Origin of the sequence: Methylobacterium sp. WL12 (assembly GCF_008039475.1) — a bacterium.
GTDB classification, from domain to species: domain Bacteria; phylum Pseudomonadota; class Alphaproteobacteria; order Rhizobiales; family Beijerinckiaceae; genus Methylobacterium; species Methylobacterium cerastii.
The window spans coordinates 22948-45428 of record NZ_VRUW01000020.1 but is presented as its reverse complement, the minus strand read 5'-3'; the positions used below and the strand labels follow the sequence as shown (position 1 = coordinate 45428).

24 protein-coding genes are annotated in these 22481 nt (G+C 72.0%); 10 read left to right on the top strand and 14 right to left on the bottom strand.

Translation table 11 applies throughout. The features are described from left to right. The first annotated feature begins 40 nt into the window (after positions 1-40). Together FV226_RS10380 and FV226_RS10375 are read left to right on the top strand one after the other, a co-directional pair. The gene (locus tag FV226_RS10380) at positions 41-520 is read left to right on the top strand and encodes a 3-hydroxyacyl-ACP dehydratase FabZ family protein (protein WP_147751433.1); all 480 of its coding nucleotides are present in this window, start codon (positions 41-43) and stop codon (positions 518-520) included. Beyond that, a complete protein-coding gene (locus FV226_RS10375) occupies positions 517-1644 on the top strand; it encodes a beta-ketoacyl-ACP synthase (protein WP_147762836.1) in 1128 nt (375 codons plus the stop codon). The genes FV226_RS10380 and FV226_RS10375 overlap by 4 nt, the downstream gene beginning before the upstream one ends. 229 nt (positions 1645-1873) lie before the next feature. Here the strand turns inward: FV226_RS10375 and FV226_RS10370 are convergent, their stop codons facing one another. Together FV226_RS10370 and FV226_RS10365 are read right to left on the bottom strand one after the other, a co-directional pair. Continuing rightward, positions 1874-3094: an ABC transporter substrate-binding protein gene (locus tag FV226_RS10370; RefSeq protein WP_147762835.1), complete on the bottom strand. Its 1221-nt coding sequence runs from the start codon at positions 3092-3094 to the stop codon at positions 1874-1876. A gap of 111 nt (positions 3095-3205) precedes the next feature. Beyond that, positions 3206-4138, bottom strand: a complete 933-nt coding sequence (locus FV226_RS10365; protein ID WP_147762834.1) for an alpha/beta hydrolase — start codon at positions 4136-4138, stop codon at positions 3206-3208. A gap of 189 nt (positions 4139-4327) precedes the next feature. Between FV226_RS10365 and FV226_RS10360 the strand changes: the two genes are divergently transcribed. The 3 genes from FV226_RS10360 to FV226_RS10350 all read left to right on the top strand — a co-directional run bounded on the left by FV226_RS10360 (position 4328) and on the right by FV226_RS10350 (position 8607). After that, positions 4328-6418, top strand: coding sequence for an EAL domain-containing protein (locus tag FV226_RS10360; RefSeq protein WP_348644094.1), 2091 nt, complete (start codon positions 4328-4330; stop codon positions 6416-6418). 102 nt (positions 6419-6520) lie between these two features. Beyond that, positions 6521-6961, top strand: coding sequence for a TadE/TadG family type IV pilus assembly protein (locus FV226_RS10355; protein WP_147762832.1), 441 nt, complete (start codon positions 6521-6523; stop codon positions 6959-6961). Between the two features lie 8 nt (positions 6962-6969). Then, a complete protein-coding gene (locus tag FV226_RS10350; RefSeq protein ID WP_246691543.1) occupies positions 6970-8607 on the top strand; it encodes a TadG family pilus assembly protein in 1638 nt (545 codons plus the stop codon). 40 nt (positions 8608-8647) lie between these two features. Here the strand turns inward: FV226_RS10350 and FV226_RS10345 are convergent, their stop codons facing one another. Next, complete coding sequence (locus FV226_RS10345; RefSeq protein ID WP_147762831.1) at positions 8648-9268, bottom strand: PAS domain-containing protein; 621 nt, start codon at positions 9266-9268, stop codon at positions 8648-8650. Positions 9269-9841: 573 nt separating this feature from the next. Here FV226_RS10345 and FV226_RS10340 point away from each other — a divergent pair. After that, on the top strand, positions 9842-10066 hold the full coding sequence (locus tag FV226_RS10340) for a hypothetical protein (RefSeq protein WP_147762830.1): 225 nt from the start codon (positions 9842-9844) through the stop codon (positions 10064-10066). A 117-nt stretch (positions 10067-10183) separates the two neighbouring features. Here FV226_RS10340 and ureG read toward each other — a convergent pair whose 3' ends face one another. The 8 genes from ureG to FV226_RS10300 are packed head-to-tail and all read right to left on the bottom strand — an operon-like array spanning position 10184 to position 15650. After that, a complete protein-coding gene (gene ureG, locus FV226_RS10335; RefSeq protein WP_147751441.1) occupies positions 10184-10798 on the bottom strand; it encodes an urease accessory protein UreG in 615 nt (204 codons plus the stop codon). A gap of 22 nt (positions 10799-10820) precedes the next feature. Further along, the gene (locus FV226_RS10330; protein ID WP_147762829.1) at positions 10821-11495 is read right to left on the bottom strand and encodes an urease accessory UreF family protein; all 675 of its coding nucleotides are present in this window, start codon (positions 11493-11495) and stop codon (positions 10821-10823) included. Next, positions 11488-12021, bottom strand: a complete 534-nt coding sequence (locus FV226_RS10325) for an urease accessory protein UreE (protein WP_147762828.1) — start codon at positions 12019-12021, stop codon at positions 11488-11490. Before FV226_RS10325 ends, FV226_RS10330 begins: the two co-directional genes overlap by 8 nt. Positions 12022-12025: 4 nt before the next feature. Then, complete coding sequence (locus FV226_RS10320; protein WP_147762827.1) at positions 12026-12511, bottom strand: DUF29 domain-containing protein; 486 nt, start codon at positions 12509-12511, stop codon at positions 12026-12028. Positions 12512-12542: 31 nt separating this feature from the next. Beyond that, on the bottom strand, positions 12543-14261 hold the full coding sequence (ureC, locus tag FV226_RS10315; RefSeq protein ID WP_187277372.1) for an urease subunit alpha: 1719 nt from the start codon (positions 14259-14261) through the stop codon (positions 12543-12545). Between the two features lie 28 nt (positions 14262-14289). Then, positions 14290-14691: a type II toxin-antitoxin system VapC family toxin gene (locus FV226_RS10310; protein ID WP_147762825.1), complete on the bottom strand. Its 402-nt coding sequence runs from the start codon at positions 14689-14691 to the stop codon at positions 14290-14292. Next, complete coding sequence (locus FV226_RS10305) at positions 14688-14987, bottom strand: hypothetical protein (protein ID WP_147762824.1); 300 nt, start codon at positions 14985-14987, stop codon at positions 14688-14690. The genes FV226_RS10310 and FV226_RS10305 overlap by 4 nt, the downstream gene beginning before the upstream one ends. Positions 14988-15029: 42 nt before the next feature. Continuing rightward, the gene (locus tag FV226_RS10300) at positions 15030-15650 is read right to left on the bottom strand and encodes an urease subunit gamma (RefSeq protein ID WP_147762823.1); all 621 of its coding nucleotides are present in this window, start codon (positions 15648-15650) and stop codon (positions 15030-15032) included. Positions 15651-15841: 191 nt separating this feature from the next. On the opposite strand from FV226_RS10300, the gene FV226_RS10295 reads away from it, so the two are divergent. From FV226_RS10295 to FV226_RS10280, 4 genes are read left to right on the top strand one after another with little or no spacing between them, the layout of a single operon-like run. Further along, entirely contained in the window at positions 15842-16990 is a 1149-nt protein-coding gene (locus tag FV226_RS10295; RefSeq protein WP_147762822.1) for an acyl-CoA dehydrogenase family protein, read from the top strand. Between the two features lie 27 nt (positions 16991-17017). Then, a complete protein-coding gene (locus tag FV226_RS10290; protein WP_147762821.1) occupies positions 17018-17752 on the top strand; it encodes a PIG-L family deacetylase in 735 nt (244 codons plus the stop codon). Beyond that, positions 17749-18348 (top strand): SAM-dependent methyltransferase, encoded by a 600-nt coding sequence (locus tag FV226_RS10285; protein ID WP_147762820.1) that lies wholly within the window; start codon positions 17749-17751, stop codon positions 18346-18348. The genes FV226_RS10290 and FV226_RS10285 overlap by 4 nt, the downstream gene beginning before the upstream one ends. Then, positions 18345-19193, top strand: a complete 849-nt coding sequence (locus FV226_RS10280; RefSeq protein ID WP_147762819.1) for a galactosyltransferase-related protein — start codon at positions 18345-18347, stop codon at positions 19191-19193. Before FV226_RS10285 ends, FV226_RS10280 begins: the two co-directional genes overlap by 4 nt. 22 nt (positions 19194-19215) lie before the next feature. Here FV226_RS10280 and FV226_RS10275 read toward each other — a convergent pair whose 3' ends face one another. Genes FV226_RS10275 through FV226_RS10265 form a run of 3 tightly spaced genes read right to left on the bottom strand, consistent with a single transcriptional unit; the run spans position 19216 to position 22465 of the window. Further along, positions 19216-20277, bottom strand: a complete 1062-nt coding sequence (locus FV226_RS10275) for a glycosyltransferase (protein ID WP_147762818.1) — start codon at positions 20275-20277, stop codon at positions 19216-19218. Further along, positions 20274-21359, bottom strand: a complete 1086-nt coding sequence (locus FV226_RS10270; protein WP_147762817.1) for a glycosyltransferase — start codon at positions 21357-21359, stop codon at positions 20274-20276. The genes FV226_RS10275 and FV226_RS10270 overlap by 4 nt, the downstream gene beginning before the upstream one ends. Positions 21360-21361: 2 nt before the next feature. Continuing rightward, positions 21362-22465 carry a glycosyltransferase family 4 protein gene (locus FV226_RS10265; RefSeq protein WP_147762816.1) on the bottom strand — a complete coding sequence of 368 codons (1104 nt, stop codon included), beginning with the start codon at positions 22463-22465 and terminating at the stop codon, positions 21362-21364. Positions 22466-22481: the final 16 nt, after the last annotated feature.

Here is a 22481-nt window from a genome sequence, read left to right as displayed (position 1 = left end):
CGCGAACGACCTTCCGAACACGTCTGCGGATCGGCAGCCCATGCGCCTCGAATACTTCGAGATGATCGATTCCGTGGTGAGCCTCGACCGCGCCGCCGGCCGGATCGAGGCCCTGGCCCAGGTGCCGACGGAGAGCCCGGTCTTCGAGGGGCACTTCCCCGGCCACCCTCTGGTGCCGGGCGTGCTCCTCACCGAGACCATGGCGCAGGCCTCGGGCTACCTCGTGCTCGCCCACCTGAACTTCGCGCAGATGCCGTTCCTGATGGCGGTGGACAAGGCGCGCTTCCGCTCCTTCGTCGGCCCCGGCGCGACGCTGACCGTGACCGCGAGCCTGGAGCACGACGGCTCGGGCTACGCGGTGACCAAGGCCGCGATCCGCCACGACGGCAAGCTCCTGGCCGACGCCGAGCTCCGCTTCCGCACCATGCCGTTCCCGGACGGGCTCGACGCCCTGATGCGCGCGCGCACCGCGAAGATCGGCCTCGTGATCGACGGGGATGCGCCGGGAGAAGCCGAATGAGCCGCGCCGTCGTCGTCACCGGGATCGGCCTCGTTTCCTGCGTCGGCGAGGGCCTGGCCGCCCACCTCGACGCCCTCGACGCCGGCGCCGCGCCACGGACCGACGCGGCGACCTTCGCGCCGTATCCCGTCCACCCGGCTCCGGCGATCGCCTGGGACGGGCAAATCCCGAAGAAGTCCGACCAGCGCCAGATGGAGGCATGGCAGCGCCTCGGCGTCTACGCCGCCGGCCTCGCGCTCGACTCGGCCGGGGTGAAGGACGACGCCGGGTTCAAGCAGGCGCTCCATCTCGTGGTCGCGGCCGGCGGCGGCGAGCGCGACTACGCGGTCGACGGGGCGATCCTCACCGGCCTGCGCGAGGCCGAGCACGCCGGCGCCTTCCTCAACGAGCGGCTGCAGAACGACCTGCGCCCGACGCTGTTTCTGGCGCAGCTCTCGAACCTCTTGGCCGGCAACATCGCCATCGTCCACGGCGTCACAGGCGCGTCGCGCACCTTCATGGGCGAGGAGGCCTCGGGCGTCGACGCGCTGCGCATCGGGCAGGCGCGGATCGCCTCGGGCCAGATCGACGCGATGCTGGTCGGCGGCTCCTACAGCGCCGAGCGGCCGGACGTGATGGTTGTCCACGAGATGGGCGGTTTCCTGCGCAAGCCCGACTACGCGCCGGTCTTCGACCGCGCGGATGCGCCGGGCTTCATCCTCGGCAGCTGCGCCGCCTTCCTGATGCTCGAATCCGCCGAGACTGCGGCTGCGCGCGGCGCCCGCGCGCTCGCGCGGCTCGGACCGGTGGCGAGCGATCGGACGCGGCGCGAGCCGGGCGGCGTCGCGACCAGCCTCGACGCCCTGTGGCGGCAAGCGGGCATTGCGCAGGCCGCGGCGATCGTCTCGGGCGCCACCGGCGTTGCGGCGATCACCGACGAGGAGCGCGCGCGCCTGTCGGTCCTGGCACCCGACCGGCCGGTCCACGCCCTCGGCGACCTGGTCGGCCATGGCCTTGAGGTGACGGCGCCGTTCGGCGTGGCCCTTGCGGCCGGGCTCGTGGCCGAGCGGGGCCTTGCCGAGGTCGCGGTGACCACCGTCGGCCACCGTCGCGGCGAGGGCGTGCTGCGGCTGACGTCCGCCTGAGCGGCGGTCTTCCAGACGCCCCTTCGACCAGACGCCCCTTCGACAAGTGTCACTCCCACCCACCACCTCATCCTGAGGTGCCCGCCTTGGCGGGCCTCGAAGGAGGCCTCCAGCCGACGCGCGATCCCTGGAGGTCTGCTTCGAGGCGGCTTGCGGCCGCACCTCAGGATGAGGGGGGTGGACGGGAGTCGGCCGCCGTGGTCAGCGGGTTCGTCCCTTCTTGCCGTTCCTACTTGGCGGCCGTCGTCAGCGGGCAGCCGCTGGCTTCGGCGGTGGCGAAGGCCTCCGGGCCGGGCACCGTGGCGAGCTTCTTATAGAGGTCCCAGTCGCCCTTCGACTCGGCGGGCTTCTTGACCTCGAACAGATACATGTCGTGGACCATGCGCCCGTTCGGCAGGACCTTGCCGCCCTTGGCGAAGACGTCGTCCACCGGCATCGTGTGCAGCAGCGTGTTGACCGCCTCGGTCTCGTCGGTGCCGGCGGCCTTCACCGCCTTCAGGTATTGCAGCACCGCCGAATAGGTGCCGACATGGATCATGTTCGGCATCTTGCCGGTGCGCTTCATGAAGCGCTGCCCGAACGCGCGGTTCTCGTCGGTGAGGTCCCAGTACCAGCCCTCGGTGAGGGTCAGCCCCTGCGCGACCTTGAGGCCGAGGCCCTTCACCTCGGCCAGGGTGAACAGCAGCGCCGCGAGCCGCTGCCCGCCCTCGACGATGCCGAACTCGGCCGCCTGCTTGATGCTGTTGGACGTGTCGAGCCCGGCGTTGGCCAGGCCGATCACCTTGGCGCCCGACCCTTGCGCCTGCAGCAGGAACGAGGAAAAGTCCTGTGCCGAGAGCGGGTGGCGGACGTTGCCCAGGATCTTGCCGCCCTTCGAGGTGACGTAGCGGGCGATCTCGGCTTCCAGCGAGTAGCCGAAGGCGTAGTCGGCGGTCAGCATGAACCAGGTGTCGCCGCCCTGCTGCACCAGGGCGCCGCCGGTGCCGACGGCGAGCGCATGGGTGTCGTAGGCCCAGTGGTAGCCGTAGGGGGTGCAGGCCTTGCCGGTGAGGTCGGCGGTGGCGGCGCCGGTGGTGATGGTGATCTTGCGCTTCTCCTTCGACAGGCCCTGGACGGCGAGCGCCACCGACGAGGTCGTCAGCTCCATGATCGCGTCGACGTTGTCGCGGTCGTACCATTGCCGGGCGATGCCGGACGCGATGTCGGGCTTGTTCTGGTGGTCGGCCGAGACGAGTTCGATCGGCGTTCCGTTCATCGAGCCGCCGAAATCCTCCACCGCCATCCGCGCCGCCTCGATCGAGGAGCGGCCGCCGAACTCGGCGTAGGTGCCGGACTGGTCGTTGAGGATGCCGATCTTCACCACGCCGTCCGAGAAGCCCTGCGCGGCGGCGGGCGCGGCGAGCGCGGCGAGCGCGACGCCCAGCGCGAGACGAACCTGTCCCTTGGTCATGCGTATCCTCCCGGAGGTCGTGATCTTGTCGTCCGGCCGCCGTTCGGGCGGTCCGGGGCGCATGCTAGGCGAAGGCCGGGCGCACAACCACGGCGAGCGTCGGCTTCCGTGTTACGCTTTGGGCGGAGCTTCACCGGCGAGGAAGGGGCGGAGCGCCGCGAGCGTCGCCGACGGGTTCTCCTCGGCCAGGAAGTGACCGGACTCGATCGCGGCGCCGACCGCGTCCGGCGCGAGCGTCCGCCGCCAGGCCGCGAGCGCCGTCTCGGGCTTTTCGTGGTCCAGGTAGCGTGTGCTGGCGAGAACCAGGGCCGGCATCGCCAGGGTTCGGCCGGCCGCGATGTCCGCTTCGTCGGCCGCGCGGTCGGGGCCGGCGCCGGCGCGGTAATCCTCGCACATCGCGTGGATGCGTTCGGGCACGCCCCAGGCCTGGGCGTAGAGGTCGAGCGCACGCGGGTCGAAGGCCGAGAGGTCCTTGCCCGCCGTCCACCCGGCGATCAGCCTCCGGAAGTAGCCGTCCGGGTCCCGGCCGATCGCGGTCTCCGGGTTCGGGGCGGGCTCGGCCAGGAACGGCCAGTGCGGGTTCATGCCCGGCGCGGCCTCGATCCGCGCCCACTGCACCGCCGTCGGCACCACGTCGAGGAGGGCGAGCTTCGAGACGCGGCCCGGATGGTCGAGGGCGAGGCGGTAGGCGACGCGGGCGCCACGGTCGTGCCCGGCCAGCGCGAAGCGGACATGGCCGATCCGCTCCATCAGCGCCACGATCTCCGCGCCGACCCGGCGCTTGGCGTAAGGCTCGTGTCCGGAATCGCTCGGGGGCGCCGACGACCAGCCGTAGCCCGGCAGGTCGAGGCAGATCACGCGATGGTCGCGCGCCAAGTCCGGGGCGACGCGGTGCCAGAGCGCGTGGCTTTGCGGAAAGCCGTGGAGCAGCAGCAGCGGCGGCGCGTCCGCCGGGCCGCCGACCCGGGCGAAGGCCTTGCCCCAGGCCGCCTCCATCCAGAGGGCCTCGAACCCGGGAAACAGATCCTCGCCACCGCTCGGCATGCGCCTTCCTCCGACGTTTCGCGACCGCGGCCCGGAGCGGCGGCGGCGCGCGTCCGCAGGCAACGCATCGGAAGGCGCGGGGCTCCGCCCACGACGCGCAGGATCGTGAAGTGCGGTACGAATAATATCTTAATGCCTGCCTTGGAGGATAGGGTTACGATCGATGGTGCCCGAATGCCCGTACGAACCTTGGTAGATCTTGCGAAGACCGAACCCGACTGGTTCTGGGAGACCGACACGTCACAGAACTTCAGCTACCTGTCTCCCGAGGCGGAACGCGTCCTCGGGCGCAACGCCGAGACGCTGACCGGCACGTCGCGGATCGGGGTCGCCGCGAACGGGGGCGACCGCCTGTCCTGGATGCCGTACGTCACCGCGATCGACCGGCGGGAGGCCTTCGCCGGCTTCATCTTTCCCTACGCCCATCCCGACGGCAACGTGCGCTGGTTCCGGATCGGCGGCGAGCCGGTGGTCGCGCAGGACGGGACCTTCCGCGGCTATCGCGGCATCGGCACCGACATCGGCTCCGAAGGCCAGACGCGCAGCGCGCTCGCGGAGACACTGGCGGAGCTGCGCGCCTCGCATGCCAGCCTCGTCGAGCAGAACAACCGTTTTGCGGCGGCGCTGAGCAACATGACCCAGGGCCTGTGCCTGTTCGACGACGCGGCGCGCCTCGTCATCTACAACCAGCGGTATTGCGAACTCTTCGGCATCGCTCCGGACAGGCTGCACGTCGGCATGACCCAGCGCGAGATCTGCGCGATGCTGGTGGCCGCCGGCCGCTACCGCGGCGCCCCCACGGCCGACGCCCTGTGCGAGGGCACGCGCCGGGCCCTGCTCGACGCCGACCCGAAGCCGATCCAACGCGAGCTCGCCGACGGCCGGATCCTCGTCGTGTGCTACCGCACGATCGAGGGCGGCGGCTGGGTCTCGACCTTCGAGGACATCACCGAACGGCGCCGCAACGAGGCGCGGATCGCGCACATGGCGCGCCACGACGCGTTGACCGACCTGCCGAACCGCACGGCGTTTCGCGAGCACGGCCTCGACATGCTCGGCAGGCCGCGGCTCGCGGGCGAGACCAACCGGCTGGCGATCCTCTGCCTCGACCTCGACCGGTTCAAGGCGATCAACGACATGCACGGGCACGGCGCCGGCGACGCGCTGCTGCGGGCGGTCTCGGAACGGCTTTGCGCCCGGGTGCGCACGGGGGACCTCGTGGCGCGCCTCGGCGGGGACGAGTTCGCGGTGCTGCACCGGGTCTCCGACGCCTCCGGCGCGCTGGCGCTGGCCGGGCGGATGATCGCGATGGTGAGCACGCCCTACGACCTCGACGGCTACACCGTCGAGATCGGCATGAGCGTCGGCATCGCCATCGCCGACGACGCGGCCGACGACATCGACCGGCTGCTCAAGAACGCCGACACCGCGCTCTATCACGCCAAGGCCAAGGGCCGCGGCACCGCCTGCCTGTTCGAGCCGGCGATGGACGAGACCGCCGAAATCCGCCGCGCGATCGAGCGCGACCTCGCCGACGCCCTCCGGCAGGGCCTGTTCGAGGTGCATTACCAGCCGCTGGTCAACCTCGGCAGCAATCGGATTACCGGCGTTGAAGCCCTGGTCCGCTGGCGCCACCCGGAACGCGGGCTGATCTCGCCCGCCACCTTCATCCCGGTGGCCGAGGAGACCGGTCTCATCGTCGCCCTCGGGGAATGGGTACTGAACCAGGCCTGCCGCGACGCCGTGGCCTGGCCGGAGGGGATCAGCGTCGCCGTCAACGTCTCGGCGGTCCAGCTCCGCAATCGCACCTTCGCGCAGACGGTGCTGCTCGCCCTCGCCGCGAGCGGGCTGCGCGCCGACCGCCTGGAGCTCGAGATCACCGAAAGCGTCCTGCTCGACGAGACCGAGGCCAACCTCGAGACCCTGCACCTGCTGCGCCGGACCGGGATCCGCATCTCGATGGACGATTTTGGCACCGGCTATTCGAGCCTGACCTACCTGCGCCGCTTCCCCTTCGACAAGATGAAGATCGACCGCTCCTTCGTCCAGGACGCCGGCAAGGCGACCGAGGCCGGCGCGATCATCCGCGCCCTCGTCGCCCTCGGCGGCAGCCTCGGCATCACCACCCTGGTCGAGGGCGTCGAGACCGAGGAGCAGCTCGCCGCCGTCCGCGCCGAGGGCTGCCAGGAGATGCAGGGGTTCCTGTTCAGCCGGCCACGCCCGGCCGGCGAGATCACCGCGATGCTTGCTGCGGCGCGCGAGGAGGCGGTCGCCGCCTAAGAGTTAATACAACTCGGGATTGTATTTACATCATTTCTTAAGCGGAGACCCATACGATAAGTTGTATCGCCAATCTGCGATGCAGCTATGGGATGTCGCGCGATGGGATCGACGGCGGGACGCGAGGGCAGGAAGCTGACGGCCTGCCGCGGCGGCAACGCGGCGGTCGAGTTCGCACTGGTGACGCCGGTCCTGCTGCTGCTGTTTGCCGGCATCTGCGCCTTCGGCATCTATCTCGGCGCGGCGCACACCCTGCGCCAGGTCGCGGCGGAGGCGGCCCGCGCTTCGGTCGCCGGCGTCAGCGACGGCGAGCGCGCCTCCCTCGCCCAGGCCGTGGTGCAGCGCAGCCTCGCCGCCAGCGCGATGTTCAAGGCCGGCAGCGTCGCGGTCTCGGTCGGCACGAGCCCGAGCGACGCCACCGTCTACACGGTCACACTCACCTACGATTCCTCCGTCCTCGGGCTGAAGGCCCTCGGCAAGCTGGTCCCGCTCCCGCCGGACGTCTTCACCAGCACGGTCAGCGTGCGCCGGGGCGGCCTGTGAGGGCCCGGGTGCGCAATCTCCGGTCGGACCGGGGCGGCTCGGTCGCGGTGCTGGTGGCTTTGGGCGCGACCGCTCTGATGGGCGCGGCCGCGGTCGGGATCGACCTCGGCATGGTGATGCAGGCCAAGCGCAAGGCGCAGGGTGCGGTCGACATCGCCGCGATGCTGGCCGCCGCCGGCGCAGGCGGGGCCGACGCGCTCGCCCGCCGGTCGCTCGCCGACAACGGCTACGCCGCCGCCGCGGTGACGGTCTCGCCCGGCAGCTACGTCGGCGACGCCAAGGTCGCCCCCGCCGGCCGGTTCCAGGCCGGCGCCAGCCCAGCCAACGCCGTCCGCGTCGGGCTGAAGACGGGGGTGCCGGTGCACTTCGCGCAGGTGCTCGGCCTGCCCAAGACCGTGCCGATCCAGGTGACGGGCACGGCCGCGAGCGCCCGGTTCGCGGCCCTCTCGATCGGTTCCGGCGTGGCGGCGCTCGACGGCGGCGTCGCCAACGCCCTGCTCGGTGCGATGCTGGGCACCAAGCTGTCGCTCTCCGTCCTCGACTACAACGCCCTGCTGTCGACCCAAGTCGACGCCTTCCGCTTCCTCGACGCGCTGGCGGTCGGCCTGAACCTCCAGGCGGCGAACTACGCCGACCTCGTCGCCGCCAAGGCCAGCGTCGGGCAGCTCACCGCCGCCCTCAAGGTCGCCGCGCAGGGCACCTCCGGTGCCGGCGCCGCGGTGACGGCCCTGGCCAATCTGATGGCCGCGCTGCCGAACGCCGGCGCGCTGGTTCCCGTCGCGCAGGTCGTCGACCTCGGCGACGCGGGAGCGCTGTCCCCCGCCCGCGGCGCCGCCGGCCCCCTGGTCGGCCTGATGGACGTGCTCGCCGACATCGCCGCGGGCGCCAACGGCCAGAACCAGATCGCCTTCGACCTCGGCGCGACGGTGCCGGGCCTTCTCGGCACCCGCCTGACGCTGGCGATCGGCGAGCGGCGGCAGGATTCGGGCTACGTCCAGCCGGGCACGGCGAACGCCACGGTCCACACCGCGCAGGTGCGCCTGCTGATCGAGACGACGCTGACGGCGCCGCTCGGCCTCGGAACCGTGACCCTGCCGATCTATGTCGAGGCGGCGCAGGCCTCGGCGACCCTGCGCACCATCGCCTGCCCCTGGACCGCCGCGACCCGGCGGCAGGTGACGGTGGACGCCCAGCCCGGCCTCGCGACGCTCGCCATAGCCAACGTGTCCCGCAGCAGCATCGCGGTCGGCGCCGCCACCCCCGACCTGACCCGCCCCGCGAACCTGATCGCGTTGCCGCTGCTGACCGTGCAGGGCACCGCGCGGGCGACCATCGCCAGCCCGACGCCCCAGACCCTGACCTTCTCCAACGACGACATCACGCGCCAGATCACGAAGACCGTGTCCACGACCGGCCTGACGCAGTCGCTGACCGGCAGCCTCGTCCAGGGCTTGTCCCTCTCGATCAACGGGCTGATGATCGTGCCGCCCCTGCTCGGGCCGCTCCTGTCCACCGCACTGATGGCGGTGACGCCGGCCCTCGACGGCGTGCTCGACACGACGTTGCGCATCCTCGGCCTGCGCCTCGGCTACGCCGACGTCACCGTCGACGGCATGATGTGCAACCAAGCCGTGCTGGTTCAGTAGCCCGCGCGTGCATGGCGCGAGGCGGGGGCCTCGCTTTCGATCAGTGCCCGCGTCCGAGCCCGCGTGCCGACCCGCGTGCTTGCCCGCGCGACAGGGCGGCGATCTGCTGGCCGAGGCTGAGGAGCAGCACATCGACGAGCAGACGCAACTCCGAGTTGTCGAGATGGTCGATCGACTCGCGGCAGGCGAGGGCGTGCGCGGCGGCGGTGTCGAGGATCGTCGCCGGGTCTGGGCGCTCGCTGAAGGCGCCGAGGTCGAGGTCGCCCTCGGTGACGTCGATGATGATGCCGTGGCCGTGCAGCACGGTCCCGGCCTCGCTGCGGACGAGACGGCCGCGGTCGAGGATCCGGCGCACGCGGCCCGTGGCCGAGACGGTGCGGTATTCCGCGACGAACAGGCCGCCGCTCCGGCGCAGGCGCTTGAAGTGGCGCGACAGCTTGGGCAGGTCGTCCGGATGCACCCGGGCCTTGGCGCGCTCGAACGGGACGGGCAGCCCGGCGATCGCGTGGTCCCCCGCCAGCACGTCGGCGGCCCCGGCATCGAGGATGCAGCGATCGGGCTGGGCCGACCACGACCAGGTTCCGACGACGCCGGAGGCCGACAGGGCTGCGGTGAGGTCGACGGGCAACGCACGGGGCCGATCGATGACTTCGGGGCGCATGGAGGACCTCCACGGTTCGGTTGTAATTTCGCTCGGGAACCGGCGACATACAACCAAGGATGGAATTAATAGAGAGTTAATTCAACACGCGCTCCAGGCTCGACCCCGCTGCATTCTACCGATCCCGACGGGTTTCACGGTCGTGCCGCCCCGGCGATGCCGATCGCGAGGTCTCGCGGTCCCCGCAAGGGTACCCTGGCCGAGACGCAGCGAAGTCGGGCGCCGGGAGGCAGGGTGTGCGGGGGCGTCAGCCGATCTGGCTGAACAGCGTCACGGCCCCGAAGATCAGCACGGACACGACCACCGCGGCGATCAGGATCAGGGCCGCACGCGATTCCTGCAATTCCGGCGACATGCCCACTCCATCGAAGCCGGCGACACGATGCGGTCGCGCGCAACCCGTTGACCTTGCGAACCTCGCATCGATCGTTCCGGCTGTCGAGGCGCGGATAGCCGGCCAAAGCGGTGCGCCAGCGCACAGCTTGGCCGCAGTTTCACCCCTACGTTGAAAAGCTGCCGAAGGCCGGGCTGCGCGCGCGCGGGGCGCGCCGCATCCGGCATGGAGTGCTGGTCATGACCTCGTCCCTGCGCATCGCCGCCCTCGTGCTCGTGGCCCTGCCGATCGCCTCGGCGCAGGCCCGCGACGCGCGTGGGAAGCCGATGACCCCGCGCGACCGCGCCGCCTTCGAGACCGCCCAGAAGTTCTCGGCCCGCATGGGCCGGCTCGACGCGCTGATGGGCGGCGTCCCGCGCGGCACGGCCGCGCCCCGCGCACGCTCGGCCAACGCCGAGCACTGATACGGCATCCGCTTGATGAAAGCGGCTGCCGTATCGGCAAGCCCGCGCGGCGCATGAGCGAAGGTAAAATCCGCCATCCCGAAGGGATCAACCGGATTTGGTATGACGCGGCGCGACCTAGCCGAGGCCGCCGGCCTCGACGACGAAGCGCGCGACCGCGTCGGCCCCGGCGCCCTCGCGCAGGGACGCGAACACGTAGGGCCGCGTCCCGCGCATGCGCTTGGTGTCCGCCTCCATCACCCCGAGGTCGGCGCCGACCAGCGGCGCGAGGTCGGTCTTGTTGACGATGAGCAGGTCCGAGCGGGTGATGCCGGGGCCGCCTTTCCGTGGGATCTTCTCGCCGCCCGCCACGTCGATGACGTAGAGCGTGATGTCGGCAAGCTCCGGCGAGAAGGTCGCCGCGAGGTTGTCGCCGCCCGACTCGATCAGGATCAGGTCGAGCTTTGGAAAGCGCCGGCGCATCTCGGCCACCGCCGCGAGGTTGATCGAGGCGTCCTCCCGGATCGCCGTGTGCGGGCAGCCGCCGGTCTCGACCCCCATGATCCGCTCCTCGGGCAGCGCGCCGGCCACCGTGAGGATGCGGGCGTCCTCCTTGGTGTAGATGTCGTTGGTGATCGCGCAGATCTCGTAGGTGTCGCGGAAGCGCTTGCACAGCTGCTCCATCAGCGCGGTCTTGCCCGAGCCGACGGGGCCGCCGATGCCGACGCGCAGAGGTCCGTTGTTCGATGCCATGCGGGCAAGCTCCGTCAGAGGATCACGAGCGGAAGATCCGCGAATACTGGGTCTCGTGCCGGAACGAGCCGAGATCCAGGCGAAGCGTCGCCGAGCCGAGGTCGTCGAGGCTGCAGGCTTCGGCCTGCTCCGCGAGCGCGGCGATGCGGGGGCTCAAGGCCGCGATGATCCGGGTGCCCGCGGCCTGCCCGATCGGCGCGGCGCGCAACGCCGCCGAGACGAGGTTCTGGATGAAGGCGAGGCCGTAGGAGGCCAGAAGCGCCGGCCGTTCCATGCGGTGCGCCGCCGCCGCAGCCCCCACCGCGACCGGGTAGGCGACCGCTCCCGGCAGCGCCTCGGCGACCGCGTCGAGGGGTGGGCACGGCCACGCCGCCAGGGTCGCGTCGAGGAAGCTGCGGCCCTGCTGGCTCGTCTCGAGGTGGAGCTCGCGCGACGGCGCCAGCGCCAGGGCGAGATCGTTGATCGCGGCGAGTTCCGGCATCGTCCCCGCAGCAACGGCGCGGTGGGCGTGGGCTGCCAGGATCAGGTCGTTGCGGCCGGCGCCGTGCTCCATCACGTCGCCGAGCCAGCCGGCGATGCCCGCCTCGTCGGCGACATCGCCCGCCTCCACCGCCCATTCGAGCCCGTGCGAGTAGGCGTAGGCGCCGACCGGGTAGGTCGGCGACAGCCACGCCATCAGCCGGATGCGTTCAATCATGGGTGTGGTAGCGCCCGTCGCCGTGATGGTGGGCGTGGCCGCCCGCAGGCTCGCCGGGGTGGCCGGCATCGTGGCCATGCGCCGGGGCGTGGCCGCCGGCGTAGGCGCCGCCTTCCGGCCGGAACGGGCGCTCCACCGGTTCGGCGCTGCCCCCCAAGCCCCGCACCATCTCGGCGAGCACGTGGTCGTAGGCGATGTAGACCGCGTCGTCCGTGATCTCGGCCGGGATGTGCCGGTTGCCGATGTGCCAGATCAGCCGCTTCAGGGCATGGTCCGAGCCGGCCCGGATCGCCAGCAGGCGCTCGGGCGCGGCCTCGACCCAGACCAGCCGCCCGTCCTCCAGCGCCAGCGCGTCGCCGTCGTCGAGCACCGTGGGCTCGGGCAGGTCGAGCAGGAAGGCGAGCCCGCCCACCCCGCGCATCGCCATGCGGCGGCGATGGCGGTCGCCGTGGTCGAGGACGATGCGGTCGACGATCTCGCCCTGGGCGAGGGCGGCGGCGCGGATGACGCTTGTGGCGCGGATCATGGGGTCAGGACTGATCCAGCAGGTCGGGCTCCTTGGGCAGGTAGTCGAGATCGAGCGCCTGGACGACCGTGAACGGCGGCACCTCCGGAAACAGCGTGAAGTCGATCCCGGTCTCCTTCGACGCCAGAAGGCGGCCGGACAGGTAGCTCGCCGCGAAGACGCTCGCCGGATGTGGTTTCAGGCTGGGACTTGCCCGCAGGATCAGTGCGATCTGCGTGCGCTGCTCGAAGATCGTCGCCGTCCACCCGTTCTTGCGGGCACCGGGCTGATATTTCCACTTGAGGAGGTGACCCAGCAGGACGACGAGGCGATTTCCGATCTCGCGCTCCTCGCTGCCGCCCACGCTCGCCACCTCGTCGATCAGGTTTTCCAGGTCGAGCTCATCGAACCGGCGGGCCCGCAGCAGTTCGGCCTGGGCCTGCGTCCAGAGGTAGAAGTCCGTCTCATACGGATCGGCAACTGGCGGCGGCTTCAGCGCGGCGTTCGACATCGTGGCTCTCCTCGAACGCTCCCATCCTACCTCAGAATAGGAAATACCGCTGCGCCATCGGCAGCACGTCCGCCGGCTCGCAGACCAGCAGCTCGCCGTCGGCGCGCACGTCGTAGGTCTCGGGGTCGACTTCGATCTCGGGCGTCGCGTCGTTGAGGATCATGCTCTTCTTCGAGATGCCGCCGCGCACGTTCTCCACCGCGACGAGCTGCTTCTGGACGCCCAGGCGCTCGCGCAGGCCGTCCTCGATCGCCGCCTTCGAGACGAAGGTCAGCGCCGTGGAGAACGGCGCGCGGCCGAAGGCGCCGAACATCGGGCGGTAATGCACCGGCTGCGGCGTCGGGATCGAGGCGTTGGGGTCGCCCATCGGCGCCACCGCGATCATGCCGCCCTTGATCACGAGATCGGGCTTCACCCCGAAGAAGGCCGGCGACCACAGCACGAGGTCGGCGAGCTTGCCCGGCTCCACCGAGCCGATATGGGCCGAGACGCCGTGCGCGATCGCCGGGTTGATCGTGTACTTGGCGATGTAGCGCCGCGCCCGCAGGTTGTCGTTGCCGCTCCCGTCGCCGGGCAGGGCGCCGCGCTGGCGCTTCATCTTGTCCGCCGTCTGCCAGGTGCGGATCGCGACCTCGCCGACCCGGCCCATGGCCTGGCTGTCCGACGACATCATCGAAAGCGCGCCGATGTCGTGCAGGATGTCCTCGGCGGCGATCGTCTCCTTGCGGATGCGGCTCTCGGCGAAGGCGAGGTCCTCGGGGATCGACGGGTCGAGGTGGTGGCATACCATCAGCATGTCGAGATGCTCGTCGATGGTGTTCTTCGTATAGGGCCGCGTCGGATTCGTGGACGACGGGAGGACGTAGGGGAGCCCGGCCACCTTGATGATGTCGGGCGCGTGCCCGCCGCCGGCGCCCTCGGTGTGGAAGGCGTGGATCGTGCGGCCGGCAAACGCCGCGATCGTGTCCTCGACGAAGCCGGACTCGTTCAAGGTGTCGGTGTGGATCATCACCTGCACGTCGTGCTCGTCGGCGACCGTCAGGCAGGTGTCGATCGCTTTCGGTGTGGTGCCCCAATCCTCGTGGAGCTTGAGGGCGCAGGCGCCGGCCCGCACCATCTCGACGAGCGCGTCGGGGCGCGAGGCGTTGCCCTTGCCCGCGAAGGCCAGGTTCATCGGGAAGCTGTCGGCCGCCTCGATCATCCGGGCGATGTGCCAGGGGCCGGGGGTGCAGGTGGTGGCGAAGGTGCCGTGCGCCGGCCCGGTGCCGCCGCCGAGCATCGTGGTGATGCCCGAGCACAGAGCCTCGTCGATCTGCTGCGGGCAGATGAAGTGGATGTGGCTGTCGAAACCGCCGGCGGTGAGGATCTTGCCCTCGCCGGCGATGACCTCGGTGCCCGGCCCGACGACGATGTCGACGCCCGGCTGGATGTCCGGGTTGCCGGCCTTGCCGAGCCGGACGATGCGGCCCATCACGATCCCGACGTCGCACTTGATCACGCCCCAGTGGTCGAGGACGACCGCGTTGGTGATCACCGTGTCGACCGCGCCGCCGGCGTTGGTGACCTGGCTCTGTCCCATGCCGTCGCGGATCACCTTGCCGCCACCGAACTTCACCTCCTCGCCATAGGTGGTGAGGTCGCGCTCGACCTCGATTTCCAGGCAGGTGTCGGCGAGCCGGATGCGGTCGCCGGTGGTCGGCCCGAACATGTCGGCGTAGGCGGCACGGGGGAGGGCGGCGCGGGGGGGCATGTTGGCCAAGACGGCTCTCCGTGTCCGTTCAGGACGTCAGAAGCGAAAATGCCGGCTCTGCGGCGGCGTCGACATCGAACGTCACGGTGGTGGAAGCACCTGCGAGGCGGTTCAGATGCCCGATCAGGTAATCTGGGAAGTCGGCTCGTCCGATCCGCCAGTCGGCAATCGCTGCGCAGATCGCGGTCCGATCGGTGAACACGACGTGCGGGGATGCCGCGAGCACGTCCATGAGCGCGAGGAGATCGGATTTCGTGAATCCTTCCCGGCGCATCAACGTCCAAACGAACTCGATCAGCACCACGGGATTCACCAGCGCAGGCTCTGCCAGCCGTTCGGCAGCGAGCAGGAAGACGGTCGCTATCGGGGCCTGTACCGCGTCGTCCTGCAGGGTATGGCGAAGCAGGACGTTCGTATCGAGGCCGATCATGCGCGAGTCTTCGTCCGCTCGTCCTCGGAAACGAGGTAATCTCCAACCGGATCGCCATCGGCATGCGCAACGGCGCGACGCCGTGCGGCAAGGCCGATCGACGGCATCGAAGACAGGTCGCTCGGCGTCACAGCCCGTTCTCGGCCCAAGCTCGGCTGCGCCTGCAACAGGACGCGACCCGCCTCGTCCTGATCGAAGATCACGGTATCGCCCGGCCTAAGCTTGAGCGCTTCCCGCACCGGGAAAGGGACCGTCACCTCCCCGCGGATCGACATGGTCGTCTCGAACTTTCCCATCGTCCATCTCCAAATCCGTCCGTACGGTGGACCCGATCTCCGTTACAGCGCCCCCATCACGTCGCCGCGAAAACCATACACGGTCCGCCCGCCGGACAGCGGCACCAGCACGACCTCCCGCGTCGAGCCCGGCTCGAACCGCACCGCCGTGCCCGGGGCGATGTCGAGGCGTTGGCCGCGCGCCTTCTCCCGGTCGAAGCGCAGCCCTGGGTTGACCTCGAAGAAGTGGTAATGCGAGCCGACCTGGATCGGTCGGTCGCCGACGTTGGCGACCTCGACCAGGGTGCGCTCGGCGCCTTCGTTGAACACGATCTCGCCCGGCTGCGTGGTGATCGCGCCGGGTACGTCGGGGGAGGCCACGCCGCGCACCGGATGGTGCACCGTGACGAGCTTGGTGCCGTCGGGGAAGGTCGCCTCGACCTGGATGTCGTGGATCATCTCACTGATGCCCGGCATCACCTGGTCGACGGTGAGGACGTTCGCGCCCGCCTGCATCAGCTCGGCGACCGAGCGCCCGTCGCGGGCGCCCTCCACCACGAAGTCGGTGATCAGCGCGATCGCCTCCGGGTGGTTGAGCTTGACGCCGCGTGCGAGGCGGTTCCGCGCGACCTGCGCGGCCATCGCCACGAGGAGCTTGTCTTTTTCGCGGGGGGTCAGGAGCACGATGGTCCCTCTCGCATGCCGGCGGCCCGAAGCGCCCGTTTCAAGCATCGGTTCGTGGGGGAGCAAGGATCATGCTGGTGCGACGGTCAAGCCGCAGGGCGCACCGGAACGACGAACCGCGGGGCTGATTGGTCCGACGCGCGTCCGTACATGGCGCGTTCACGCGCACGCTGCATCCTGCGGACCCGAACATGACGATTCCCTTCCCCATCGCCCAGGTAAACGCGCGTCCCGTGGGCCTCGCCGAGCTCGCCGCCTCCGCTGTGGCGCGCGCGCCGGCCCCCGATCGCCACGACAGCTTCCCGGTGGAGGCGATGGCGGCCTTGCGCGGGGCCGGCCTGCTCGCCGCGCCGCTGCCCGAGGCGCTGGGCGGGGCGGGCCTGTGCACGCCCGCGGGCACCGAGCGCCTGCGCGACGTGCTGCGCGGGATCGGCCGCGGCAACCTCGCGGTCGGCCGGATCTACGAGGGCCACGTCAACGCGCTGGCGCTGGTGCTGCGCTACGGCAGCGACCCGGTGCGCGCCCGGCTCGCGGCCGACGCCCGCGCCGGACACCTGTTCGGCGTGTGGAACACCGAGCCGGCGGAGCCGGGCGGCCTCGCGATCGGCCCCGAGGCGGACCCGGTGCTCACCGGCGCGAAGTCCTACGCGTCCGGGGCCGGATACGTGACGCGGCCGCTGGTGACGGCGCGGTTGCCCGACGGGCGCCGCCAGATGCTCGTGGTGCCACTCGATCCGGAATCCCGCGCCGACCTGTCCGGCTGGCGCGCGCACGGGATGCGGGCCTCGGCCACCGGGACGGTCGACTTCACGGGCCTGCAGGTCGACCCCCTGGACCGGGTCGGCGCGCCGGACGACTACTACCGCCAGCCGTTCTTCGCGGCCGGCGCCTGGCGCTTCCTCGCAGTGCAGTGCGGCGGGATCGAAGCGGTGCTGGAGGCACATCGCGGCCACCTGGCGGCCACCGGGCGCGGCGCCGACCCGCACCAGCGCGCCCGCCTCGGGCAGGCGGCCACCGCCGCCGAGACCGCGCGCCTGTTCGTCGAGCGCGCCGGCCACATGGCCACCGCCGAGCCCGTCTCGGGCGACCGCGCAGTCGCCTACGTCGCCCTCGCCCGCGGCGCGGTCGAGCGGGCCGGCCTCGACGCGATCGAGCTGGCCCAGCGCTCCGTCGGGCTCTCCGGCTTCCTCGAGGCCCACCCGCTCGAGCGGCTGGCGCGCGACCTCGCGACTTACCTGCGCCAGCCGGCCCCCGACGGGGCGCTTGCCGGCGCGGCGACCTACGTCGCCGAGTCCGAGGCCCCGGTCCACGCGCTCTGGCACGATTCCGAACCGGCCTGACGCCGACCGACCCGAGAAGACGACTTCATGCGCGCCGACGCCTTCCTGCCCCTGCTCGACAGCCTTCCCGTCGCCGACCTGTCGGCGATGGCGACGCGCGGCCTCGTCGTGGTGGCGCCCCATCCCGACGACGAGAGCCTCGGCTGCGGCGGGCTGATCGCCGAGGCGCGGGCGCGCGACCTGCCGGTGCGGCTCGTCGTGGTCAGCGACGGCTGCGGCTCGCATCCGAACTCCCGCCTGTACCCGCCCGAGCGGCTGCGCGGCTTGCGCGAGGAGGAGACCCGCCGGGCGGTGGCCGAGCTCGGGCTGGCACCGGAGCATGTCACCTTCCTGCGCCTGCCCGACGCGCACGTGCCGAGCGCCGGCGCGACGGCGCAGGCCGCAGCCGAGACGGTCGCGGACGCCGTCAGCGCAAGCGGGGCCGACGCGGTGTTCGTCACCTGGCGGCACGACCCGCATTGCGATCACACCGCGGCGGCCGACATCGTCGGGCTCGCCCGCCCGATGCTTCCCGGCATCCGCGCCTACGCCTACCCGGTCTGGGGCTGGACCCTGCCGCCGGAGCGCGAGGTCGGGCCGGCGCCGACTGGGTTCCGGCTCGACGTGTCGACCCACCGCGCCGCCAAGCGCCGCGCGGTGGCGGCCCACGCCTCACAGACGACCGGACTGATCGCCGACGATCTCGAGGGCTTCCGACTCTCGGAGGATATGGTCGACCGCCTGTGCGGCCCCTACGAGCGCTTCGTGGACCTGGCGGCATGACTCGCCGCGACGCCTCGCTGACGCCGGACTACTTCGCCGGGCTCTACGGAGCCGACCCCGATCCCGACCCGTGGGGCTTCACCACCAGCGCCTACGAGGCGGCCAAGTACGCGGCGACGCTCGCCGTGCTCCCGCGCGACCGCTACGCGTCGGGCCTCGAAATCGGCTGCTCGATCGGCGTCTTGACGCAACGTCTGGCGCCGCGCTGCGAAACGCTGCTCGGTGTCGACGTGGTCGAGACGGCGCTGAGCGCGGCCCGCGCCCGCAACGCCGCGACCCCGTGGGTGCGCTTCGAGCCCTGCGCGATCCCGGACGCCTGGCCGTCCGGCCGGTTCGACCTGATCGTGCTCTCGGAGGTCGCCTACTTCTTCACCCGCGCGGACATCGCCCGGATCGCGGCCCGGATCGGCGCGTCGATCCTGCCCGGCGGCGACATCGTGCTGGTGCACTGGCTCGGCGAGACAGACTATCCGCTCTCGGGCGACGGCGCGGCCGAGGCGCTGATCGCGGAAGTGCGCTTCGCCCAGGTCGTGCATCAGGCCCGCACCGACGCGTACCGCCTCGACGTGCTGCACGTGGACGAGGCGTCGGCATGAGCGTCAGCGTCGTCACCCTCAACAAGGGCCGCGGGCACCACCTCGCGCGCCTGCTCGAAGGCCTCGGGCGCTGCGCCCCGCCGGACGAGGCCGTCGTCGTCGAGATGGGCGGCGACACGGCGCCGCTTCCCGATCTCGGCTTCCCGATCCGGCGCACGCACCTGAGCCTCGACGGCCTGCCGCTCGCCGCGGCCCGCAACGCCGGGCGCCGCGCGGCCTCCGGCGACATCCTGGTCTACCTCGACGTCGACTGCATCCCGTCCGCCGGCCTGGTCTCCGGGCTCGCCGCGGCCGTGTCCGGGCATGACGGGCTGATCTGCTGCGAGATCCGCTACCTGCCCGGCGGCGCGGTCGCGGACGGCTGGACCGAAGCCGGCCTCGACCGGGTCGGGCACCGCCATCCCGCGCGGCTCTTCCCGGAGGCCGGCGTGATCCCGGCGCCGCAGCCCGGCCTGTTCTGGTCGCTGGCCTTCGCGGTGCGGGCGGCGACCTACGACCGCGTCGGCGGCTTCGACGAGGGGTTCACCGGCTACGGCGCCGAGGACACAGACCTCGCCTTCCGGGCGGAGCGGGCCGGGGTGCCGGTGCTGTTCGCGGGTGGGATGCACGCCTTCCACCAGCACCACCTGTCGTGCGACCCGCCGCTGCAGCACTTCTCCGACATCGTCGCCAACGCCCGGCGCTTCCACGACCGCCACGGGATCTGGCCGATGGACGGCTGGCTCGACGCCTTCGCCGAACTCGGGCTGGTGGAGGCCGACCGAGGCGGCGGACTCACCGTTCTGCGGCAGCCGACCGAGGCCGAGATCGCGGCCGCGCAAGTGCCGGCGCACCGGCCGTTCTGAGGCTCGGCCGGCCGACGCCGGTTCAGCTCGCTTCGAGGCCGGCGGCGATGCCTTCGATCGCGGCGGCGAGGCGCGGCACCGCGTCGGGATCGTGCAGGGCGGAGATCGCCGCGGGGTCCAGGGCGAGGCCGGCCTTCACCAGGGCGGGCCATTCGTCGGCCTCGGGCCAGGACGAGCGGACCACGGCCGCGCCGAGACGTTCGAGCGCGGCCGCCTTCTCGGTCTGCTCGCCGAAGGCCCGCGGTTCGGGCAGGCAGACGAAGCGCCGCCCCGCCGCCGCCACCGCCGCGACCACGCCGTCGCCGGCGCCGCCGACGACCAGGGCGGCCCGGGCGAGGTGCGGGCCGATGTCGGCGACCCATCCGTGCAGGTGCAGGTTGGGGGGCAGGGTCGAGGGCAGGGCGGCACCCGCCACGGGTCCGAGGACGTGCCAGGCGCGCTCCGGCACCGCGTGCGCCGCGTCGGCGAGCGCCGCCACGGTTCCGCCCGCGCCGCCGCGGCCGAACACTACGACAATCGGGCCGTCGGGCTCCAGCGCCGGGCCGGGCCGGGCGGTCGCGCCCAGAAAGCCCGCGTAATGCGTCTTGTCGCGGACCCAGACGGGGAGGTCCGCGCCGTCGAGGACGCTCGGAAACGGGGCGATCAGGCGCTCGGCGCTGCGGAAGGCCTCGAGATGGGGCCGGTCGTCGCGGGTGCCGGCAAGCCGGACGATCAGCACCGGTACCGACAGCAGCCGCGCGAACAGCGCGACCTCGACCGAGACGTCCACCACCAGCAGAACCGGGTCGGCTTCCGCGATCCAGGCCGCGATCGCCGCCATCCGGTCGCGCAGGCCCGGCAGACCGAGGGGCGCGTAGTGGAACGCTTCCGGGCGCGTCTCCGCGCCGTCGCGCCCGTCGAACCCGCCCTCCGGAAGTCGGTCGTCGGGCAGGTCGAGCGTGGCCCCGGGCGCGCCGCCGCGATCGAATGCGGCCAGGGTGCCGATCAGCGTGCACGGCCGCTTCATCTCGCGGGCGATCAGGCAGGCCCGCTGCCAGTGGCCGGCGCCCTGATGGTGGACGTAGTAGCCGACCGGTCGCGTCACGCCGCCGCGCTCGGGCGCAGGATCGCGTCGAAGCCCGCGAGCGCGTCGTCGAGATCCATCTCCGGGGCAGGCCCGTCGGCGGCCTCGCAGATCGGGCTCGCCCGCTCGACGAAGGCGATGTCGTTGACGCAGGCGTCGGGATCGATGGCCGCGAGGTCCGCCGCGGTCAGGCCGAACGCCGCCAGGGCCGCGTGGCGCGCCGTGCCCTCCAGGCCGAGCCAGGTGCGCCGGAGGGCGGCACGGCGGGCGATCACCGTTTCCCAATGGCGCGGCTCGGGGAGGCGGTAGGGCAGGTCGGCGCGGGCAGTCGCGGCGCGGCGCACCATCTCGGTGGCCATGCCGCCCTGGGCCCGGCCGGCGGCGCGGTCGGAGACCATCACCGACACGTCGGGGCAGTGGCGCAGGCGGCCGCCGGCCTCGCGGACGCGGGCGACCAACGCGTTGTCTTCGCCGCGCGGCAGGGCCGGCAGGCCGCCGACGCTCCGGTAGAGGGCGGCCCGGAGCGCCAAGCTCGCACCGGTGTGGTCGCCGTGCCGGGGGGCCGGATCGTGCGGCGGCGGATCGAGCGCGTCCTCGATCCGGCGAACGGAGGCCCAGTAGCGCTCGATCCGGGCGTGCAGGTCGGCGAGCGCCGGGTCGATCGCGTCCTCCGGGTCGATCACGAGGCGGCCGCCGACGATCTCGGCCCCTTCGAGCGCCCGAAGGTTGGCCGCGAGCCAGCCGCGCGGCACCCGCGCGTCGGCATCGGTGGTGAGCAGGATCCCGTCGGGGCATCCGTCGGCTTCGAGCCAGGCGGCACCGGCGTCCAGCGCCATCCGCCGGGCGGTCCCGACATGGGCCTCGGCCCCCGACAGATGCGCCTCGACGACCCGGATCGCGAGCGTGGGTGCGATGTCGGCGGCCTGCATCGCGCGCACGGCGGCGACGGTGCCGTCGGTGCAGTTGTTGGCCACGATCAGGACGCGAAGCCGCACGTCGGCCGCGATGCCGTCCTGGGCGGCGAGCGAGCGCAGGAGGCGCGGCAGGCAAACCTCCTCGTCGCGGGCGGGCACGCAGACGACCGCCTGTTCGGACGGGCGCATGGTCAGGCCTGGGCCCCGGCGACGCGGCGCAGGCGCGGCGGCGGAAGGCGCGAAAGATCGTGGGCGGCGAGCGCCGCCTCGTACAGCGCCTCGTAGCCGGCGGTCATCGCGTCGGCGTCGAATAGGTCCTCGGCCCGCTGGCGGCAGGCCCGGCGGTCGAGGGCGACGGCGCGGACGATGGCGTCGGACAGGCTCGCGACGTCGTCGGGCTCGGCGAGCGCGCCGCACGACGCGTCGAGGATGTCGGGCAGCGCGCCGCGGCGGAAGCCGGCGACCGGGGTGCCGCAGGCCAGCGCCTCGGCGACCACCAGGCCGAACGGCTCCTCCCAGCGCGGGGTCACCAAAGCCGCCCGCGCCCCGCCGAGGTGGCGCGCGAGGTCGGCATGGCCGAGATGGCCGAGATCGGTGAGGTCATCCCCCAGCCGCGGGGCGATCCAGTCGGCCCAGTAGGCGGGGTTCGGTCGCGGGCCGGCGAAATGCAGAGGCAGGCCGGCGGCGCGCGCGGCGTCGATCGCCAGGTGGAGGCCCTTCTCGGGCACGATCCGACCGGACCAGAACACGTACGGCACCGGGTCCGGCACCGGGCGGTAGACGAAGACAGAAAGCTCGACGCCGTTGCCGATCACCACCGGCTCGGCGACGATCTCGCGCCAGGCGTCAGCGGTGTGGTTCGAGACGGCGGCGAAGGGCATCGTAACGGGCGCGGCGCGCACGCCCGCCTCGAGCGATTCGAACGGCGGCGTGTGCAGGGCCGTCACCATCGGGATCGCGAGGTCTTGGCTTCGGCGCAGCGGGAGATCGTGAAGACTGTTGTTGTGCAGGATGTCGAAGTCGCCGTTGCGCACCGCGTCCATGATCCGCGCATAGGCCGCGTTCTCGGCGCGGTCGATCGAAGCATGCCGCAATGGATCGCCGAGGCCGTCGCCGGTGGGCTGGCAGACGTAGACCGGCGCAAGTGCCGGATCGGATCCCTCCGACGCGAACAGCGTCACGTCGTGGCCGCGTCGCTTCAGGGCGCCGGCGAGGAGATGCGTGTGCATCTCCAGACCGCCCGGATACGGCTGCGCGATGGGGAACTTCAGGTGGGCGATGATGGCGATCTTCACGGAAGCTCGTTTTTCC

Excerpts from the sequence above, each read along its gene's own strand:
- FV226_RS10370 (WP_147762835.1), bottom strand. The coding sequence starts at position 3,094 with ATGACCAAGGGACAGGTTCGTCTCGCGCTGGGCGTCGCGCTCGCCGCG.
- FV226_RS10355 (WP_147762832.1), top strand. The coding sequence starts at position 6,521 with ATGGGATCGACGGCGGGACGCGAGGGCAGGAAGCTGACGGCCTGCCGC.
- ureG (WP_147751441.1), bottom strand. The coding sequence starts at position 10,798 with ATGGCATCGAACAACGGACCTCTGCGCGTCGGCATCGGCGGCCCCGTC.
- FV226_RS10295 (WP_147762822.1), top strand. The coding sequence starts at position 15,842 with ATGACGATTCCCTTCCCCATCGCCCAGGTAAACGCGCGTCCCGTGGGC.
- FV226_RS10310 (WP_147762825.1), bottom strand. The coding sequence starts at position 14,691 with ATGATCGGCCTCGATACGAACGTCCTGCTTCGCCATACCCTGCAGGAC.
- FV226_RS10365 (WP_147762834.1), bottom strand. The coding sequence starts at position 4,138 with ATGCCGAGCGGTGGCGAGGATCTGTTTCCCGGGTTCGAGGCCCTCTGG.
- FV226_RS10325 (WP_147762828.1), bottom strand. The coding sequence starts at position 12,021 with ATGATCCGCGCCACAAGCGTCATCCGCGCCGCCGCCCTCGCCCAGGGC.
- FV226_RS10340 (WP_147762830.1), top strand. The coding sequence starts at position 9,842 with ATGACCTCGTCCCTGCGCATCGCCGCCCTCGTGCTCGTGGCCCTGCCG.
- FV226_RS10345 (WP_147762831.1), bottom strand. The coding sequence starts at position 9,268 with ATGCGCCCCGAAGTCATCGATCGGCCCCGTGCGTTGCCCGTCGACCTC.
- ureC (WP_187277372.1), bottom strand. The coding sequence starts at position 14,261 with ATGCCCCCCCGCGCCGCCCTCCCCCGTGCCGCCTACGCCGACATGTTC.
- FV226_RS10290 (WP_147762821.1), top strand. The coding sequence starts at position 17,018 with ATGCGCGCCGACGCCTTCCTGCCCCTGCTCGACAGCCTTCCCGTCGCC.
- FV226_RS10305 (WP_147762824.1), bottom strand. The coding sequence starts at position 14,987 with ATGGGAAAGTTCGAGACGACCATGTCGATCCGCGGGGAGGTGACGGTC.
- FV226_RS10375 (WP_147762836.1), top strand. The coding sequence starts at position 517 with ATGAGCCGCGCCGTCGTCGTCACCGGGATCGGCCTCGTTTCCTGCGTC.
- FV226_RS10330 (WP_147762829.1), bottom strand. The coding sequence starts at position 11,495 with ATGATTGAACGCATCCGGCTGATGGCGTGGCTGTCGCCGACCTACCCG.
- FV226_RS10285 (WP_147762820.1), top strand. The coding sequence starts at position 17,749 with ATGACTCGCCGCGACGCCTCGCTGACGCCGGACTACTTCGCCGGGCTC.
- FV226_RS10270 (WP_147762817.1), bottom strand. The coding sequence starts at position 21,359 with ATGCGCCCGTCCGAACAGGCGGTCGTCTGCGTGCCCGCCCGCGACGAG.
- FV226_RS10320 (WP_147762827.1), bottom strand. The coding sequence starts at position 12,511 with ATGTCGAACGCCGCGCTGAAGCCGCCGCCAGTTGCCGATCCGTATGAG.
- FV226_RS10380 (WP_147751433.1), top strand. The coding sequence starts at position 41 with ATGCGCCTCGAATACTTCGAGATGATCGATTCCGTGGTGAGCCTCGAC.
- FV226_RS10280 (WP_147762819.1), top strand. The coding sequence starts at position 18,345 with ATGAGCGTCAGCGTCGTCACCCTCAACAAGGGCCGCGGGCACCACCTC.